This is a genomic window from Rhizobium sp. L1K21 (genome assembly GCF_024055895.1).
Taxonomy (GTDB): domain Bacteria; phylum Pseudomonadota; class Alphaproteobacteria; order Rhizobiales; family Rhizobiaceae; genus Ensifer_A.
In genome coordinates this window covers 2,329,604-2,347,812 of record NZ_JAMXLE010000001.1, presented here as the reverse complement: position 1 = coordinate 2,347,812, position 18,209 = coordinate 2,329,604, and the positions used below count along the sequence as shown (strand labels likewise).

The 18,209-nt window shown below is 58.9% G+C and carries 17 protein-coding genes; 7 read left to right on the top strand and 10 right to left on the bottom strand.

What is annotated here, in order from left to right:
* Window positions 1–10 precede the first annotated feature (10 nt).
* Genes NHF56_RS11335 through NHF56_RS11310 form a run of 6 tightly spaced genes read right to left on the bottom strand, consistent with a single transcriptional unit; the run spans window position 11 to window position 4,638 of the window.
* A complete protein-coding gene (locus tag NHF56_RS11335) occupies window positions 11–694 on the bottom strand; it encodes a GntR family transcriptional regulator (RefSeq protein ID WP_252804363.1) in 684 nt (227 codons plus the stop codon).
* Between the two features lie 58 nt (window positions 695–752).
* Entirely contained in the window at window positions 753–1,661 is a 909-nt protein-coding gene (locus NHF56_RS11330; RefSeq protein WP_252804361.1) for an aminotransferase class IV, read from the bottom strand.
* Window positions 1,662–1,674: 13 nt separating this feature from the next.
* Window positions 1,675–2,448, bottom strand: coding sequence for an amino acid ABC transporter ATP-binding protein (locus NHF56_RS11325; protein WP_306431169.1), 774 nt, complete (start codon window positions 2,446–2,448; stop codon window positions 1,675–1,677).
* A 2-nt stretch (window positions 2,449–2,450) separates the two neighbouring features.
* Window positions 2,451–3,116, bottom strand: coding sequence for an amino acid ABC transporter permease (locus NHF56_RS11320; protein WP_252804359.1), 666 nt, complete (start codon window positions 3,114–3,116; stop codon window positions 2,451–2,453).
* Complete coding sequence (locus tag NHF56_RS11315; protein WP_252804358.1) at window positions 3,113–3,787, bottom strand: amino acid ABC transporter permease; 675 nt, start codon at window positions 3,785–3,787, stop codon at window positions 3,113–3,115. The genes NHF56_RS11320 and NHF56_RS11315 overlap by 4 nt, the downstream gene beginning before the upstream one ends.
* Before the next feature lie 14 nt (window positions 3,788–3,801).
* A complete protein-coding gene (locus NHF56_RS11310; protein WP_252804356.1) occupies window positions 3,802–4,638 on the bottom strand; it encodes a transporter substrate-binding domain-containing protein in 837 nt (278 codons plus the stop codon).
* Between the two features lie 276 nt (window positions 4,639–4,914).
* On the opposite strand from NHF56_RS11310, the gene NHF56_RS11305 reads away from it, so the two are divergent.
* The gene (locus NHF56_RS11305) at window positions 4,915–6,045 is read left to right on the top strand and encodes a site-specific DNA-methyltransferase (RefSeq protein WP_252804354.1); all 1,131 of its coding nucleotides are present in this window, start codon (window positions 4,915–4,917) and stop codon (window positions 6,043–6,045) included.
* A gap of 104 nt (window positions 6,046–6,149) precedes the next feature.
* On the opposite strand, the gene NHF56_RS11300 is transcribed toward NHF56_RS11305, so the two are convergent.
* Together NHF56_RS11300 and NHF56_RS11295 are read right to left on the bottom strand one after the other, a co-directional pair.
* On the bottom strand, window positions 6,150–6,863 hold the full coding sequence (locus NHF56_RS11300; RefSeq protein WP_252804353.1) for an isoprenylcysteine carboxylmethyltransferase family protein: 714 nt from the start codon (window positions 6,861–6,863) through the stop codon (window positions 6,150–6,152).
* 16 nt (window positions 6,864–6,879) lie between these two features.
* Complete coding sequence (locus NHF56_RS11295; protein ID WP_252804351.1) at window positions 6,880–7,350, bottom strand: DUF2269 family protein; 471 nt, start codon at window positions 7,348–7,350, stop codon at window positions 6,880–6,882.
* 91 nt (window positions 7,351–7,441) lie between these two features.
* On the opposite strand from NHF56_RS11295, the gene NHF56_RS11290 reads away from it, so the two are divergent.
* Window positions 7,442–7,990, top strand: coding sequence for a TetR/AcrR family transcriptional regulator (locus NHF56_RS11290; RefSeq protein WP_252804349.1), 549 nt, complete (start codon window positions 7,442–7,444; stop codon window positions 7,988–7,990).
* A 72-nt stretch (window positions 7,991–8,062) separates the two neighbouring features.
* Window positions 8,063–9,946, top strand: coding sequence for a glycosyltransferase family 41 protein (locus NHF56_RS11285; protein ID WP_252804348.1), 1,884 nt, complete (start codon window positions 8,063–8,065; stop codon window positions 9,944–9,946).
* On the opposite strand, the gene NHF56_RS11280 is transcribed toward NHF56_RS11285, so the two are convergent.
* Window positions 9,928–10,542, bottom strand: a complete 615-nt coding sequence (locus NHF56_RS11280; protein ID WP_252804347.1) for an HAD family phosphatase — start codon at window positions 10,540–10,542, stop codon at window positions 9,928–9,930. The two genes, NHF56_RS11285 and NHF56_RS11280, sit on opposite strands and share 19 nt — an antisense overlap.
* A 27-nt stretch (window positions 10,543–10,569) precedes the next feature.
* Entirely contained in the window at window positions 10,570–11,643 is a 1,074-nt protein-coding gene (gene mutY / locus NHF56_RS11275; RefSeq protein ID WP_252804346.1) for an A/G-specific adenine glycosylase, read from the bottom strand.
* Between the two features lie 192 nt (window positions 11,644–11,835).
* Between mutY and NHF56_RS11270 the strand changes: the two genes are divergently transcribed.
* The 4 genes from NHF56_RS11270 to smc all read left to right on the top strand — a co-directional run bounded on the left by NHF56_RS11270 (window position 11,836) and on the right by smc (window position 18,172).
* Window positions 11,836–12,912, top strand: a complete 1,077-nt coding sequence (locus NHF56_RS11270) for an O-antigen ligase (protein ID WP_252804344.1) — start codon at window positions 11,836–11,838, stop codon at window positions 12,910–12,912.
* A 6-nt stretch (window positions 12,913–12,918) separates the two neighbouring features.
* Window positions 12,919–13,431 carry a DUF721 domain-containing protein gene (locus NHF56_RS11265; RefSeq protein ID WP_252804342.1) on the top strand — a complete coding sequence of 171 codons (513 nt, stop codon included), beginning with the start codon at window positions 12,919–12,921 and terminating at the stop codon, window positions 13,429–13,431.
* Window positions 13,432–13,569: 138 nt separating this feature from the next.
* On the top strand, window positions 13,570–14,325 hold the full coding sequence (locus NHF56_RS11260) for a DsbA family protein (RefSeq protein WP_252804340.1): 756 nt from the start codon (window positions 13,570–13,572) through the stop codon (window positions 14,323–14,325).
* A 385-nt stretch (window positions 14,326–14,710) separates the two neighbouring features.
* Complete coding sequence (gene smc / locus NHF56_RS11255; RefSeq protein ID WP_252804338.1) at window positions 14,711–18,172, top strand: chromosome segregation protein SMC; 3,462 nt, start codon at window positions 14,711–14,713, stop codon at window positions 18,170–18,172.
* The last annotated feature ends 37 nt before the right edge of the window (window positions 18,173–18,209 follow it).

Sequence of the window (18,209 nt, the reverse complement as noted above, 5' to 3'; positions counted from 1 at the left end):
GTGAGTGGCATCAGTCGCCGAGGTAGCGCTCCATTTGCAGGATGCCGCGCTGCATATGCGACTCCACCTCGTCCAGCATCAGATCCAGCCTGTCGCCCAGCGCAAGCTGGACATAGCGCTCATGCGCATCTTCAATCGGCGCGGTGCGTCCATGCGCCCGCTGGTGCACAGCCAGATAAAGCTGCAGGCGGCTGGCAATGCGCTGCCAGCTTTCCAGGAGCAGCTTATGCCCGCAGCGCTCATAGACGAGGGCATGAAACTTCACCTCGGCCTCGCTGGAGGCCACATGGTCGGAGAGCTTCTGGGTGGCAAGCAGCCGCTTGTGCCGGGCTTCCATTTCGGTCGCGAAATTGGCATCCCGGTTGTACCAGATTTCCTTGAAGGCAAGGCTTTCGAGTGATGTGCGCAGGCTATAGAGTTCACGCACATCCTTGGCGGTGAGTTTGAGAACGCGGGTGCCCGTATAAGGCACTGAAACCACCAGCCCTTCACCAGCCAGTATGCCAAGAGCTTCGCGCAACGGGCCGCGGCTCACGCCGAACCGGCTCGCCAGTTCCACCTCGGTAATGGGTTCGCCGGCCTCGATTTCGCCGATAATGATGGCGCGCCGCAAATCCGCAGCGATCCGATCGCTGAATGTTTCCCGCTTCAGTGGCGATACCGTTTGTGTGCTGGCGGCAGCGTTTTCAACCATGTCGTATCTTTCTCCAATCACGCTTGCCGCAGATAACAGGTTGAACCTTGTCTGAAGCTCAGCGCAAAACCCAGTTCTTGTAGATATCGCCGACCTCGGAGGTCACCGGCCCCGGTTTGCCTGCGCCAATCACCCGGCCATCGACTTTGACAACCGGTGTTACGCCACCAAGCGTACCGGTGACAAAGGCTTCGTTTGCGGAATAGACCTCTGCCAACGTGAAATCTTTCTCCAGTACTGTGCCGCCGCTCTCGCGCCAGCTTTCAATCACTGCGCGCTGGGTCAACCCCTTGAAGGAATATGTGCCGGTCGAGGTCCAGAGTTCGCGCCCGCGGATAATGAAGAAGTTGGTGGAATTGCAGCTAGCAACAAAGCCGCGCGGATCAAGCATCAGCGCTTCATCAGCACCGGCATTGATGGCCTGAATGAGCGCCTGAATGAGGTTGAGGCGGCTGTGCGAGTTGAGCCGCAAATCGAAGACATCCGGGCTGCTGGTGCGGAAAGTGGAGGTGAAGAGCGCAAGTCCCGTAGTCTTGGCCTCCGGCTTCGGCGCCTTGTATTCGGCCACGATGACCAGCGTTGCCTTGCCGATGACAAAGCGCGGGTCCTGGTTTGGCGTGCTTTTCAAGCCGCGCGACACCATCAGGCGGATATGCGCACCATCCGTCATGCCGTTGGTTTCGAGCGTCTTGAAAATGGCGTCCTTGATTTCCTCGCGGCTGCGCCCGAGATCAAGCGCAATGGAGCCTGCACCCTCAAACAGCCGGTCCAGATGGGCGTCAAGCTGAAGCACCTTTCCGTTCACGAGGCGCAAACCTTCCCACACACCGTCGCCCAGCACGAAGCCGCTGTCGAACACCGAAACGACAGCCTTGTCGCGCGGCACAAACGCACCATCGACATAAATCAGCACATTCTCGTTGCGCGGGTCGGCGACATATCCTTGAGCACTGTTGTTATCTGTCATTTGCTACTCTCGATCAAAAATGAAAACGCTGATGTTCTGCCAGGAAGGCCTGGGTCAGAGGCTTTTGGGGATTTTTGAGCACCGCGTCGGGTGTCCCCATTTCGTAGATTCCGCCCTCGGCCAGAAACACGATCTTGGTTGCCATATGATAGGCAAAGCCGATTTCGTGGGTGACCAGAAGCATGGTCCGGCCCTCGTTGGCCAATTGCTCGATCACGCTCAACACCTCGCCCACAAGGGCAGGATCAAGCGCCGAGGTCGGCTCATCGAAGAGGAGAATTTCCGGGTCCATGGCAAGCGCTCTGGCAATCGCCACACGCTGCTTCTGTCCGCCCGAAAGGCGTGATGGATAGGTCTCGGCCTTGTCTGCGAGCCCAACGCGCGAAAGCTCTTTCAGCGCCCGCTCGTCAGCCTTGGCTGAAGCAATGCCTTTGACGGTGCGAAGCCCTTCGGTCACGTTCTGCTTCACGGTCATATGCGGAAACAGGTTGAACTGCTGAAACACCATGCCCACCCGCTGGCGAAGCGCGCAAAGTTCGCGCTCACTATAGCGCACCCGCCCATTTGAGCCTACCGCGCCGACCGGCTTTCCGCCGACACGGATATCGCCGGCGTCAGGCGTCTCCAGAACATTGATACAGCGAAGAAGCGTGCTTTTCCCCGAGCCTGAAGCCCCCAGAATGGCGATCCGGTCGCCCGGTGCCACATCGAGATCGACATTCTTGAAGACCTGCATGTCGCCGAAGGATTTCTCAAGCCCGCGCAATTGTAAAATGGGATCAGTCAAGGTCAGTCACTCCGGGCAAGGCGGCGTTCGAGCGCATAGGTCAGGCGCACGATGGGATAGAGGATAAGCAGGAAGATCGCGCCGATGACGGTGTAGACCTCCAGCGGATTGAAGTTCAGCGAGGCGATGAGCTTGCCCTGCTGCAACAGCTCGACATAGGCGACCACCGAGGCGAGCGTCGACATCTTGAAAATCTCAACCCCGCGATTGGTGAGTGCTGGAATAACCCGGCGGATTGCCTGCGGCAGCACGATACGGCGCAAGGTCTGTAAGCGGCTCATGCCGATGGCGGTTGCCGCTTCCCACTGGCCAGGTTCAATCGACTGAATGCCGCCGCGAAAGATCTCTGCCGAATAGGCTGCAGAGTTAAGCGAAATGCCAAGGATTGCGGCCATGAACGGGCTGATCTCAAGGCCGGTCAGGATCGGCAGTGCATAATAAAACCAGAGGATCTGCACCAGCACCGGGGTATTGCGGAAAAACTCGACAAAGGCGGTGGAGAGCCACTTGACCGGCTTGCTTTTCGAGCGACGTCCAAGACCGACGACCAGCCCCAGGCTCATGCCGATGAGAAGGCAGACGACGAAGAGCCTCAGCGTTCCCTCGACCCCGATCAGCAGCGCAGGCCAATTTTCAAAAACGCTGGCAAAGTTCCAATGGTAGTTCATTGGGTGATCTCCCCGCTGCGGGCGAAGCGCTTTTCAAGGCGGGCGGCAAGGAAGCTGACCGCTGAAATGGAAATGAAATAGATGAGCGCCACGACCGTGTAGACCTCCAGCGGTCGGAAAGTCTTCTGCGCCAGCTCATTGGCTTGAAAGAGAAGATCGGCGTATGAAACGGTGGCGACCAGCGTCGTCGTCTTCATCAGTTCGATGGACCGTTCCATCATGGACGGAAACATGCGTTTCACCGCCTGCGGCAGAATGATCCGGCGCATCATCTGGGCGTGGTTCATGCCGATCACGCGGGCGGCTTCCCACTGGCCTTTTTCAATGGAAACGATGCCCGCGCGGAAAATTTCGGCAAAAAAGGCTCCGCTCTGGATCGTAAACGTCAAGGCGGCTGCCAGAAACGGCGTCATTTCCACAGCCAGCACAATGGGAAGGCCAAAATAGAACCAGAAAAGCTGCACAAGCGGCGGCGTGGTTCGAAAAACCTCGATCACAATGCCAGCAGGCAGGCTTAGCCAGCGCCGGTGAGAGAGCCTCCCCAGCGCCAGAAAAAGCCCCACCACAAGCCCGCCCGAAAGAGCGGTTGCTGTCAGGATCAGCGTGTTGCGAAAGCCGGCCCAAAGGATGCCGCTTTCGCTCAGCACCGGCCAGAAATTCCACTCATACATCGGGAAAGGCTCTCTTAGAGCCGTTCTTTGATGATTGGCGGCGCAGATTTGGGATCAAGCCCGAAGCCGGACAGAAATTCCTCATACCAGGTCTGGATCTTCCCGGACGTGTAATAGTCCTTCAACTGCCCGTCGACAAAGGCCACGAATTCGCTGTCGCCCTTGCGCACGGCGGCACTGGTCGGGTTCGACTTGACCGGGGTGGGAACGACGATCTTGCCGTAACCGAGCTTCTGGCGGGCGGCAATCAACGGCGGATGGAACAGGCAGACGGCATCAACGCGGCCCGACTGGAACGCTGCAATCGCCTCTGTATTTCCCGGAAAACGCTGGATATCGGCGTCGCCCACATTCTCGGTCAGGAACTTGTCCATGCTGGTGGCTTGCGGCACGGAAATCTTGATTTCCGGCTTGTTCAGGTCTTCCCAGCTCGTCACAACCAGATCGTCCTTGGCAAGCACAGCCAGAGAATAATAGAGGAGGGGTGTTTCCGGGAAGTCGGCGGCCTGTTTGCGCTCATCCGTCGCATCGAGAACGAACATGATATCGATCTTGTTGCTCTGCAGGGCGGCAACAGCTGTGCCCCAGGTCACTTCCACCGGCTCAAATTTCACACCCAGCGCCTCGGCCATCGCCTTGCCGGCAGAAACACCAACGCCGGACGTCCATTCGCCCGTTGCCGGATCTTTCGAATACCACGGCGGTGCCTGCGTAACACCCACGCGCAGCGATCCGCGCGCCTTGATGTCGTCCAGCGTTCCCGCCGCCATTGCCGGCACCACGCCGCCAAAAGCGGCCATCGCCAGTCCAGCCCCGCCCAAAAGCGAGAAATTCCGTCGCGTCAATTTCATGTCATTCCCCTTGGCTTTTTGTTGTCATCGATCACCGATACCGTCATTTCAATTCAATATTGTAAGATTGTCAACAATCTTCATCTTTCATCGGCGCAAGGTGCCCGCTTGCTCTTTCGATAAGCGGAAGACGCAATTGTGTTCTTGCGTGCATTTTTTTGCTCTTCCGCTCCGCTTCTTCAGCATTTCGTAACCAAGTTCGGTAACCCTAATGGTCAGTTAAGCGCGTCTCGTTTTGGCGCGTTGGTATTGAGTAAGCGTAAGTGTGAGTACAAAATGTCAGCAGTTCTTCCGCTCGGCCAGCTGTCCGGTCGCCCGCAAAGCCGTGAATGGCTGAATACGATCATCAAAGGCGACTGCGTTGCAGCGCTCAATGCCCTTCCCGACAAGTCTGTCGACGTGATCTTTGCCGATCCGCCCTATAACCTGCAGCTCGGTGGCGAACTTCATCGCCCTGACCAGTCCAAGGTTGACGCCTGCGACGATCATTGGGATCAGTTCTCTTCCTTTGAAGCCTACGACGCCTTCACCCGTGCATGGCTGCTCGCCTGCCGCCGGGTGCTCAAGCCCAATGGCACGATCTGGGTCATCGGCTCCTATCACAACATTTTCCGCGTTGGCGCGATCATGCAGGATATGAACTTCTGGATCCTCAACGATATCGTCTGGCGCAAGTCCAACCCCATGCCCAATTTCAAGGGCCGCCGCTTCCAGAATGCTCATGAAACGATGATCTGGGCATCGCGCGATCCGGACGCCAAGGGCTACACATTCAACTATGACGCCATGAAGGCTGCCAATGATGATGTGCAGATGCGCTCCGACTGGCTCTTCCCGATCTGCAACGGCGGCGAGCGGCTGAAGAACGAAAATGGCGAAAAGGTCCACCCGACCCAGAAGCCGGAAGCGCTTCTCGCTCGCGTTCTGATGTCCTCGTCCAAACCGGGCGATGTGGTGCTTGACCCCTTCTTCGGCTCCGGCACGACGGGCGCTGTCGCCAAGCTTCTCGGCCGCAACTTCGTCGGTATCGAGCGTGAGCAGGACTATATCGACGCCGCAACAGCACGCATCGAAGCTGTCCAGCCGCTGGGTACCGCAGAGCTGAAAGTGATGACCGGCAAGAAGGCCGAGCCGCGCGTTGCATTCCTGTCGCTCATCGAGGCCGGGCTTCTGCGTCCGGGCATGGTGCTGACGGATGCCAAGCAGCGTTATTCGGCCATCATCCGCGCTGACGGAACGCTGGCATCCGGTGGCGATGCAGGCTCCATTCACCGTCTGGGCGCAAAGGTGCAGGGTTTTGACGCCTGCAACGGCTGGACATTCTGGCATTACGAGGAAGAGGGCGCATTGAAGCCGATCGACGATCTGCGCGCCATCATCCGTCAAGAGATGGCAAAGGCCGGTTAATCCCTGAACCGACCGTTGTTGGTAAACTTTCCTGCGGTTAAGTACCTTCAGTCCCGTCGGAAAGCACTGCCCGGAGCTTGAGAAGAGCTCCGGGCATCTTTTTTCTACCAGATGAACGGCACGAGCTTTTTCGTTCTGGCTGCATAGGCTTCAAATTCGGCACCATATCGTTTCGCCAGATAGGCATCGAGCGCTGGCATGTGCATGAAGGCGAAACTCAGGAACATGAAGATCGGCAGCGCCAACGTCCAGAGATTATGGGTCATCAGGCTCCAGCCGGTGAAAAGAACCACGTCGCCGAAATAGTTGATGTGCATGGAATAGGAAAACAGCCCGCCAGTGTAGCAATGCCCCTTGTGTGCCGGGTCCTGTTTCCACCATTTGCGCTGGATTTCCGACCAGCTGTTCAACCACGAGCCGAACAGAAAGAGCAGTCCGGCAACAACATCAAGTGGCCCGAAGGGCAGGGCCTCGTCACGAAATGCACCGCCGCCCACAATCAGCAGGCCGATCTCAAAGAGCGCGAAGAATGAGATCAGCCCCAGCGCTTCGCTCCATTCCACCTTGCGCACAAAGAGATAAAACAGCGTGATCCCGTGGCGCAGGAAATAGATCACCGCAAAGGTGAGCAGCACAAGTGCGCGGCTTGGATCGGAGAGGTGCCACACAAACCCGAAGAGCGAACCGATCTCAGCCAACCCGTCAAACAGCGCGAGCCATGCGCAGATGAGAATGAGCATGAAATGCAGAAGCCAGAAGATGAGCTTTTGCGGCAATGAGCTGCCATGTTCGCGGCTGACACCGCCTTGATCCGTCATTATATTGTCCTTCAATTTACATGGGCTTGGCGACCATCAAATAGACGATGATGATGCTGATAATGGTGGCACCGCCGCCGATGGGTGTGACCAGGCCGAACAGGCGTCGATAGCTGCCGGGCAATCCGTGTTGGCCTTCGTTGTTCGCCGTGTCTGCGATCCGCTCCAGGCGGGCCTCGACACGGTAGCCAAGGCCAAATGCCAGGATAAGCACCGCCGTCAGGATGATGGAGGTCAAAAGCCAGACGTCGCCGACGGCAAAACCCACCACCTGGATCAGCCAGAGCCCTGACACAATAATCCCGACAAAGCCCGGTGCCATGATCAGGCGGTTGACCTGCATGATGTTGTGCAGCGTTTGTGATGCGGGAAGCGGTGAATTCCCCTTGATGACAAGCGCGTGCAGCAATCCGTTGATCGCTGTTGCACCGATCATCAGGCAAACGGAGAGAATGTGGATGACCTTGAGAATATCGTAGCTGTTCATTTTATTTCGTCCAAGTGGTCGAAAATATCTATTCGACAGGACCGAAAATTGTCAATATGTTTTCGACCAGTTGGACGATTTAAGGTTTTCGATGCCCAGGATCATTGATCACGATGCATACCGTATGGAGCTTGCAGCGGCTGCGGCCACGCTGTTTTCCAAAAATGGCTATTCCGCCCTTGGCATGCGTGAAATCGCCCGCGAACTGGGCCTTTCCAAAAGCGCGCTTTATCATTACTTCCCCTCCAAGAAGGCACTGTTCGCCGCATCAAGCGCGGTTGTAACGCAAGGCGTTGCCGACGCCGCCGAAAAGCTTGCGCAGGTGCCCGCGACAAACCTTGAAAGCCGCATCGAGCTCATGCGGCAGCTCTTTGATGAACTGACGCCGGGCATTGCCGATGAGGTTACGCTCATGATGGATTATCTGCGGGGGCGCTCGCCGGAAGAGATTGCCGCAGACGAATCCATGCAGCTTGCCAACACACGTTATAAAGCGCTGTTTGAAGCCCTTGCTGGAGAGGCATACGGCTCTGCAGCCTACTGTCTTCTTCTGGGTGCGCTGCTGCAGCAGCATTTCGATGGCGGCCAAACCACCTTTGCCGATATTAAACCCGCGCTCGAACTGCTTTTGAAAACCTGATTTTCGTACAAACAGCCTGACGCAAGACCGGCCCGATATCGCTTGGACAATGACGAATCGGGAGACCAAAACTTGATCGCGCGAATGCTGGACCTTGCGAAGGTCGAGTTCAACAATGGTAATATGCAGGCAGCGCTGGGCGCGCTTGGAACGATCTTCGCAGAAGGCCAGCCGGATCGTGAAGTGCTGCTTCTGGCCGGTGCCGCACACGAGGCGCTCGGTGAAAAGCGTCGCGCCGCAATCCGTTACGCCCAGGCGCTGGAAATGTCCGAGGAAGACTGGAAAAAGGTCGCTTTCCGCGCCGCCAGCCTTTTTGCCCAGGCACTTGTGCCGCGCGAATCGATCAAGGTTTTAACCCTCGCATTGCGCTATGACACCGAAGAGCCGGAAGTCCTGACCGCCCTGTGCAGCATGTATGCCGAGCTGGGCGACTATGCCGAAGCTTTGCCGTTTGCCACCATGCTGGCGCGCATTGCCGAGACCTATGAGGAAAGCATCAGCGCCGGCCTGATCCTCAACGGCCTTGGCCGTTTTGCCGAGGCCTATCGCCCGCTGAAAAAGGCTGTCGATGCAAAGCCCGGCGACAGGCTGGCGGTGTGCGAACTTTTCTGGTGCGCCTCCAATCTCGCTGACCTGACAACGGCCTCCATTCTGCAGGTGCAGCTTGAAGCCGCCTACAGGAAAGAAGGCGATGCCGCCGATCTAAGGGAAAATGCCTTCCGCGCCTTGATGTGGACCGATGATGAGGCGCTCTTGGCTCGCTATGCGCGCCGTACCGCCGATGTTGCCCTGCCGCCGGTTGCCGAGCGACCCGAAACCTATGATACGCTGGTGCCGGGCAAGGAGCCGGGCATCGTGCGCATTGGCTATGTGTCCTGCGATTTCTACAATCACGCCACGATGAGCCTGCTCGCCGGCATTCTGGAGAACCACGACCGCAGCCGTTTCGAAATCTTCGCCTTCTGTCACACGCCGGAAGAACTGAGAGAAGACGAGATGCACGACCGCATGCTCGATACGGTCGATTTCTACGTCGATATTCTGGAGAAATCCAACGAGGAGGCCGTCGAGATCATCCGCGATTCCGGCATCGATATCCTCGTCGATCTCAAGGGCTTCACACAGGGCTCGAGGCTTGCCATCTTCTGCCAGCGCCCGGCGCCGGTTCAGGTGAGCTGGCTTGGCTATCCCGGCAGCGTGACAGGGGCTGGTATTGATTATGCAATCACCGATGAGATCGTCACGCCTCTTGCAAGCGAGCCGTTCTTTCAGGAGAAGCTGAGACGGCTGCCGGTCTCATACCAATGCAACGACAATCGGCGTGAACGCGTGGAACGGACCGGATCACGTGCTGAGCACGGTCTGCCGGAAGAGGGGATCGTCTTTTGCTCGTTCAACCACGCCGCCAAGATCCGTGCGCCGGTCTTTGTCGCATGGATGCATATTCTGGCGGCAGTCGAAGGCAGCGTTCTCTGGCTCGGTCAGATGCAGCCCAAGGCGCGGGAAAATCTGCAGACGGCAGCCCGCTCAGCCGGCATTGACCCCGCACGTGTCATCTTCGCTGAAAACATGCCCGTGGCGGAGCATCTGCGCCGCTTGCCGCAGGCCGATATCGCGCTCGACACCGGTCCGTGCAACGGTCACACGACCACGTCGGATTCGCTCTGGGCCGGTGTGCCGGTTGTCAGTTTCAAGGGCAAGAGCTTTGCCGGCCGCGTGTCGGAAAGTCTGCTCACCGCCGTCGGTCTGCCCGAACTGGTGGCCGATGATTTGCAGGCCTTTGAAGCGTTGGCCATTGCGATCGCCAGGGATCCCCAACGCCTCGCCGCTTTGCGCCAACATCTGAGAAACGCCCGCGACACCGCACCGCTTTTCGACACAAAAGCAAAGACCGCCCAGCTGGAGGCGGTCTATTTGGACATGTTGGCCGAGAAATCTCAGTCCAAGAGCTCGTAATCGGCCAGGTCCTTTTTCAGGGCCTCAGGGTCGGTAAAGTGGATCGCATTCCATCCGAAGGCGCGCGCCCCTTCTACATTGGCCAGTGAATCGTCGATAAAGAGGCTTGCCGACGGGTCAAGATCAAAGGTCTCGGTGTGAACCCGGTAAATCTCGAGATCGGGCTTGATCAGCTTCACATGACCGGAAACGGTGACGCCTCGGGTCTCCTTCAGGAAGGGATAGATTTCCTGCGCCTGGGCAAAGGTATCGGTCGCAAAATTGGTCAGCAATGTCACATCGCGCCCCTCATTCAGAAAGCGCTTCAGGATCGCCACGCTCTCGTCATAGGCATGCGGCACCATCTCGTGCCAATATTGCCGGAAGGCGCGGATTTCGGCCTCGTGATCGGGATGTTCGGCAATCAGCAGGGCTTCTGCCTCATCCCAGCCACGGCCGCGGTCCTGTTCGATGTTCCAGGCGGCGGTGCAGACATTTTCCAGAAACCATGCGCGTTTCGCAGCGTCGGGAATGACCCGGCGAAAGGGAATTTCCGGGTCGTAATGAATAAGCACCTTGCCGATATCAAAAACGATGTGACGTATGTCCGCTCGCATGAAAACCTCTTGATTCGCGTTTGCGCGCTAACTCATAGCGGCATTAATTGCCTTTTTCATTACAGTCGGCAGCGCTTCGCCATCAACTTCTGTAAGCGGCGACCACCAGCCGTGACCGTCCACCTGTTCCACGCCCTGCGCATGGAAGACGGAAAGACGCAGTTCAAAATGCGTGAAAATGTGGGTCACGACCCCGCAGGCGCGCCAATCCGCCGGGCAGGGGGCGGCTGTCAGTTCAGTTGCCCCGTCGCGGCGTGAATTCCAGTCCGTTGTCGGCACCTCGCTCATACCGCCCAAAAGCCCGCTCGGTGCGCGCCGCCGCAGCCAGATGTCTCCGTTTGAATTTTGCGCCACGAAGGCCGCACCCAGCCGAACCGGCCTCTCTTTCTTGGGTGCTTTGACCGGAAATCGCTCCGGATCGTCGCTCGCAAGCGCAATACAGTCTTCGCGCAACGGACAGTGCATACAGGCCGGACGCTTAGGCGTGCAGATCGTGGCGCCGAGATCCATCATGGCCTGCGCGAAATCGCCGGGCCGCTTTTCCGGCGTCAACGTCTGCACGAGCGCCCGCATGGCGGGCTTGGCGCCGGGCAGCGCATCTGAAATGGCGTAGAGCCGCGCGATGACCCGCTCCACATTGCCGTCCATCACCGCGGCCTGCCGGTTGAATGCGATGGCCGCAATCGCCGCTGCCGTATAGTCGCCGATCCCCGGCAGTGCTTTCAGCCCCTCCTCGGTGTTGGGAAAACGCCCGCCATGTTGGGATGCCACCGCCTCAGCACATTTTTTCAGGTTGCGCGCGCGGGCATAATAACCAAGGCCTGCCCAGGCCTTCATCACATCTTCTTCCGGTGCTGCCGCAAGGTCTTCAACACGCGGCCACAGAGCCGTGAACTTCTCGAAATAGGCTTTGACAGCCTGCACGGTGGTCTGCTGCAGCATGACCTCCGAAAGCCACACATGATAGGGATTGTTCGTGATGCCGCGCGCCGCCATGGGCGGCGTCACCCGCCACGGCAACTCCCGATGATGATTGTCGTACCACGCCAGTAGCTTTTCTGCAGTGGATGGAATTTTGTTTAAACTATTGTGCACCTGCATGGATTTACTGTACCGGATTGGCGTTTTGAAACGAGCAGTGGACCCGCGTTCAGAGGCACATAGGTTTTAATGAACTTCCCGGACAAGAGACAAAATAACAAGATTGCCGTTTTTTTGGTGGGCGCCGTCGGTGGCGTCGGTGGTTCCGCGATTACCGCCCTATGGGCCGCTTCGGGAATATGGGCCCTCGTCATGCTGGTTTTCAAGAAGATACCGGCCGCATTGACAAGAACCGACCTGTTGTTGGCGGGATCGGCAACGGCCTATGTTGCGGCAAATCTGCTGGCTTCAGCCCTCAATGGCATGAAGCTCGTCGATTTCGCAATTCTCTACCCGGTCTTCGTCTTTCTTTTCCCTTGGTTCATCATTCCACGCCTGCGCCTTTCAACGCCTGACGATCTCATCGGCATGCTGGCGCTCGGTGCCGGCTTCTGCTGCATCCTGGCTCTCCCGCTGGCCATTTATCAATCGGTCGTTCTGCACATGCGTGTCGAGGGTGGCGCGGGCAATGCAATCCCCTTTGGCCTGATTTGTGCAGTCGTCGGCCAACTGGCCCTGCTCAACACCGCATCGCCCGTCGCCTGGCGCGCCATATTGGGCTGCGCGGGATATCTGGCGGCATTGATCTGTCTTGTTTTGTCCGAAACGCGCGGTCTTCTGCCGGTCATGCTGGTGGGCCCTGTTCTCGTGGTCACGCTTTTCTCCGACGTCAGAAAGCGCATGGCGAATCGCTGGTTCCTGCTTGCCGCGGCTCTGGCACTCCTGGTGCTGTTCTTCATTTCCGGACCTATCATTGCACGTCTCATGCAGTTCGTATCTTTTGTCGTCTCCGGCCAGCAGGAACACTCCACGGCTGAACGGCTCATGCTCTGGCGGCATGCTGCCGATCTCATTGCTGAGCGCCCCATTTTCGGCTTTGGCATGCAACACCGTCAGGAACTGATCCAGCAGACCGGGTTCGGTTACAGTCATTTCCACAATGGGTTTGTCACCGCCCTCGTCGATAGCGGCCTCGTTGGTCTGCTATCGCTTATCGCCTTGCTGGCCGCGCCGGTCGTCATCGCCGCAAAGGCTTTCAGAGCCGTTCTGGGGCGGGAACGCCTTTTCGTCGCGCTGACCCTTGTCGCAGTCTATGTGCTTGGCGGTATGACAAATCTGATCTTCTGGCACGATATCTATGATAACCTGTTTTTATGGGTTGCCACCATTGTGGCGGCGTCCGTGCCGGCAACCGACAGCAATCCGGCGCTTGGCAGGTCCGAGGTTTGATCATTCATGGCAGAGGCGAAACAGGGATGGAGAAAGCGCGGACCGGCACCGCTGGCCGATCTGGCCAACGGCGTCATCGACCCCGTTTTGTCGCGTCGCGCTGGCATAAACACTGCCCTTCTCGGCTCCTGGGATGAAATTGCAGGCGAAGATTTCGCCGATTGCACGCGGCCCGAAAGAATCACATGGCCACGCCGGGTAAGCGAGATGGCTGATGAGGGTTATCAGCCCGGCGTTTTGACGGTCGCCTGTGAAAGTGCGCGCGCCCTCTTTCTCACCCATGCGCAGGGCGAGCTGATTGCCCGTATCAATGCCTTTTTCGGCTATCCCGCGATCCGTCAGGTGCGCATCGTGCAAAAGCCGGTTTCGCAGACCCACAAGGCCCGCAAGCTCCGCCCGCTCGATGCCGTCGCTGCCCAGCAACTGGACGATATGATTGGCGATATGGACGATGGAAAGCTGAAGGAAGCCCTGCAAAGGCTGGGCCGCGGTGTGCTGTCCAGCCGGCAAAAACGTTGAACATTGCGGTAATTTAATATTTGCCGCCCTTTACTGAACACATTTCTTTGAAGAAGTTTGCCGAACTCTTTCTTGCAAGCGGCATCCTGGCGCTTTATCCAAAGTGACCGAATGCCCATAAATAAACAGGTTTAATAGATGACTGAGCTTCTGCTTTCCAAACGACAGCTTCTAAGCGGCGCGGCAATTGCCGCATCCGCCGCCGTTCTTGCCGCCTGCTCCGGCGGTGAGGAGACGGAAAATGCGTCAGCCAAACCGGAAGCCGATCCGGGCGTCGATACCTCCATCAAGACCGCCGCCACTGGCGAGGCTCCCGAAGCGCAGGGTCATGTCGACGAAGCCAAACTGCTGGAGCCGGGGGCTTTGCCCGAACGTTCGGTCGGCGATGAAAACGCGCCGGTGACGATTATCGAATATATGTCGATGACCTGCCCGCATTGCGCCCGCTTCGAGATCAACACCTTCCCGGCGATCAAGGAAAAATATATCGATACTGGCAAGGTGCGCTTCATTCTGCGCGAATTCCCGCTCGACCAGCTGGCCGCCGCCGCCATCATGCTGGCGCGCTGCGCGCCTGAAGATCAGTATTTCCCCTTCGTCTCGGTCCTCTTTGAACAGCAGGGCAATTGGGCCACAGCGCAGGACAAGCGCGGTGCGCTCCTGCAAATGGCGAAATTGGCCGGTTTTACACAGGAGAGCTTCGAGGCCTGCTTGACGAACCAGAAACTTCTCGATGATGTGAGTGCCGTGAGATCGCGTGCGGCAGATGAATTCGGTGTGAATGCAACACCGACCTTTTTCATCAATGGCGACAAATATTCGGGGGAAATCTCGGTTGACGACATGTCGGCCATCATCGATAGCAAACTTGGCGACCCAAAAACGTCTCAATGATGTAAGGGCTTCGAGATCGAATGCGGTCGCTGAATGCGGTGCGAATGCCAAACCGACATTCGCCGCCAACAGCGACTAATACTCGGGGGAAATCTCGGTTGACGACATGTCGGCCAACATTAATCGCAAGCTCTGAGCGCGACCGGATCAAAATGCTGGGCCGCGATCGTTGTATTGCGCCCGGTTTTTTGATGAGGTTGTCTTGTCCTCACGGTCGCGCCGCACTGCGTGCTGACCGCCTGACGGGGCCGAGCTTCCGGCGCGTTGCGCCGAATCGTCTCACGATATTGAATTCCTCCACCCGACAGGTGTCCCCGGCATCACGCGTCAGCGCGCGCCCGCAGGCCCGAAGTGTGAGCTTCGAAACGGCCGTGAGGGCAAAGAAATGAAATTCAACAAGCTGCGCCTCGTCGGTTTCAAGTCTTTCGTCGAACCCTCCGAATTTGTCATCGAGGCCGGGTTGACCGGCATTGTCGGCCCCAATGGCTGCGGCAAGTCCAATCTCGTGGAAGCGCTGCGCTGGGTGATGGGCGAAAACTCCTACAAGAACATGCGCGCATCCGGCATGGATGACGTGATCTTCTCCGGCTCCGGCAACCGCCCGGCGCGAAACACCGCCGAAGTCGGCCTTTATCTCGACAATGCCGACCGCACGGCACCCGCCAGTTTCAACGATACGGATGAAATTCAGGTCACCCGCCGCATCGAGCGCGAGCAGGGCTCCATATATCGCATCAACGGCAAGGAAGCGCGCGCCAAGGATGTGCAGCTGCTTTTTGCCGATGCTTCCACGGGCGCGCGTTCGCCGTCCATGGTGGGGCAGGGCCGCATCGGTGAACTCATTCAGGCCAAGCCCCAGGCCCGTCGCCAGCTTCTGGAAGAGGCAGCCGGCATTTCCGGCCTGCATTCGCGCCGCCATGAAGCCGAACTCAGGCTGCGGGCTGCCGAGACCAATCTCGAGCGCCTGGAAGATATTACCGCCCAGCTGGAAAGCCAGATCGAGAGCCTGAAGCGCCAGGCCCGCCAGGCCAATCGTTTCAAGACGCTATCTGCCGACATCCGCGCCCGCGAAGCGACGCTGCTGCACATTCACTGGACCCAGGCTCGCGAGGCCGAGCGCGAAGCGGACACGGCCTTGACCGCGGCAACCAATCTCGTGGCTGAACGCGCGCAGGAGCAGATGGAAGCGGCCAAAAACCAGGCCGTGGCAAGCTTCAAGCTTCCCGAACTGCGCGAAGAGGAGGCCAAGGCCGCAGCCGCCCTCCAGCGCCTGCAGATTGCCCGTTCGCAGCTTGAGGAGGATGCCTCCCGACTGTTGCGCCGCCGCGAAGAGCTGGAACGCCGCCTGATGCAGCTGAGCCAGGACATTCAGCGCGAAGAGCAACTGCTGGCCGACAATGCCCGCATCCTTTCGGAACTGGCGGATGAGGAAAGCCTGCTGACCGAAGAGGTTGAAGGGGCCGCCGAGCGCGGCGAGGAAACCCGTGCCGCCCTGGATGCTGCCGCCGACAAGCTGGAGATCAGCGAGGCCGCTTTTGCCAAACTCACGGCCGAGCGCGCCTCCGCTGCCGCCGCCCGCCAGCAGGCCGAACGCTGGATTGCCGATCTTGCGGCCCGCCGCGTCCGTCTGCAGCAGCAGCTGGAAGAAGCCGGTCGCGAGTTTTCGGCCCTGGACGCAAAGATGGCGGAACTGCCCGATGTCGACACCCATCGCGACCGCGCCGAGATGGCCGCCGAAGCGGTGGAGGAAGGCGAGGGCGCGATTGCCGCAGCCGATGAGGCGATTGAAGCTGCGCGTGCCGAGGAGCAAACCGCGCGCGCCAACAGCGACAACGCCCGCCAGGCCGTTGCCGCCCTGGAGACGGAAGCACGCACCATTGAGCGCATGCTGGAGGCGGGTGCTGCAGGCGGCGAATACAAGCCGGTCGCCGAAGAGCTTTCAGTGGATGAGGGATATGAGCCCGCGCTGGGTGCCGCGCTTGGCGAAGATATCGAATCCCCGCTTGATCAATCCGCGCCGCGCCACTGGGGCATGGGCGCTGCAAAGCCCGATGATCCGGTCCTTCCTGATGGCGCAACGCCGCTCTCTGCCCATGTGCGTGCACCGCAGGCTTTGTCGCGGCGTCTTGCCCAGACAGGTATTGTCAGCGCCGAAGATGGCCCGCGCCTGCAGCCGCTTTTGAAACCCGGCCAGCGTCTTGTCTCGAAAGAAGGGGCCGTATGGCGTTGGGATGGCCATGTCTCCGGTGCTGATGCGCCTTCCAGCGCAGCGCTCCGGCTTGCCCAGAAAAACCGCCTTGCCGGGCTTGAAAGTGAAATTTCCGAGGCGCGCCAAAATCTGGAGGCCGTTCAGGGCGAACACCAGAAAGCCGCAAGCCGTGTGGCCGATTGCGAGCGGCAATTGCGCGACGCGCGCGACCGCCAGCGCCAATTGGTGCGTGATGCCGCCGAGGCGCGTGATGCGCTGGCCGCTGCCGAACGTGCTGCAGGCGAGATCACCCGTCGGCGCGATGTTTTGAGCGAAGCCAAAAACGGCCTTGAAAGCCAGTTGGAAGAGGTCACTGCGCAGGAAGAGGAAGCCCGCGCGCAGATGGAAGATGCGCCCGACCTTTCGCATCTGGATGTGAAGCTGCAGGAGCAGCAGGTGATTGTCGCAACCGACCGTGCGGCACTGGCCGAGGCACGCGCCAACCATGATGGTCTGGCCAGAGAAAACGACATGCGTCGCCGCCGTATTGCGGCCATTGCCCAGGAGCGCGAAACCTGGAAATCGCGCGCTGGCAATGCCCAAAGCCAGATCGACACGCTCAAGGCACGCTCTGAGGAAGCCCGCGAAGAAATTGAAAACCTGGCTGAAGCACCCGAAGAGTTCGAAGAAAAGCGCATCGCCCTTATGAACCAGCTGCAAAAGGCAGAAGAGGCCCGCCGTGCCGCCGCCGACCGGCTGGCGGAAACGGAAAACCTGCAGCGCGGTGCCGATCAGCTTGCCGCCCAGGCGCTCGCGGCTCTTGCTGATGCGCGTGAAAAGCGCGGCCGTGCAGAAGAACGCCTTGTCTCTGCCCGACAGCGTCGCGCCGACAGCGAAAACCGCATTGCCACCACGCTCAACTGCGCCCCGCATGAAGTGCTGCGGCTGACCGGGCTTTCTGCCGATTCACCGCTGCCAGACCCGCAAAGCATCGAGATTGCGCTGGATCGTCTGAAGATCGAGCGCGAGCGTCTCGGTGCCGTCAACCTGCGCGCCGATGAGGAACAGGCAGAGCTTTCCGAAAAGCTCTCCGCGCTGATCCATGAGCGCGACGACATTGTGGAAGCGATCCGCAAGCTGCGTTCGGCCATCCAGAACCTGAACCGCGAAGGCCGCGAGCGGCTTCTGGCCGCCTTTGACGAGGTGAATGCGCAGTTCCAGCGTCTCTTCACTCACCTTTTCGGTGGCGGCACCGCTGAGCTTCAATTGATCGAAAGCGATGACCCGCTGGAGGCAGGCCTTGAAATTCTCGCCCGTCCGCCGGGCAAGAAACCGCAGACCATGACCCTGCTTTCAGGCGGCGAACAGGCGCTGACCGCCATGGCGCTGATCTTTGCCGTGTTCCTCACCAATCCGGCACCCATCTGCGTGCTCGACGAGGTGGATGCACCGCTCGACGATCACAATGTCGAGCGCTATTGCAATCTGATGGACGAGATGGCTGCCTCGACCGACACACGCTTCGTGGTCATCACCCACAATCCCATCACCATGGCCCGCATGGATCGCCTATTCGGCGTGACCATGGCAGAGCAGGGCGTGTCCCAGCTTGTCTCGGTGGACCTGCAGACGGCAGAGCAGATGCGGGATGCAGGCTGAGAATTGGATCAGCCTGCTTGAACGCGAATTGCAGTTC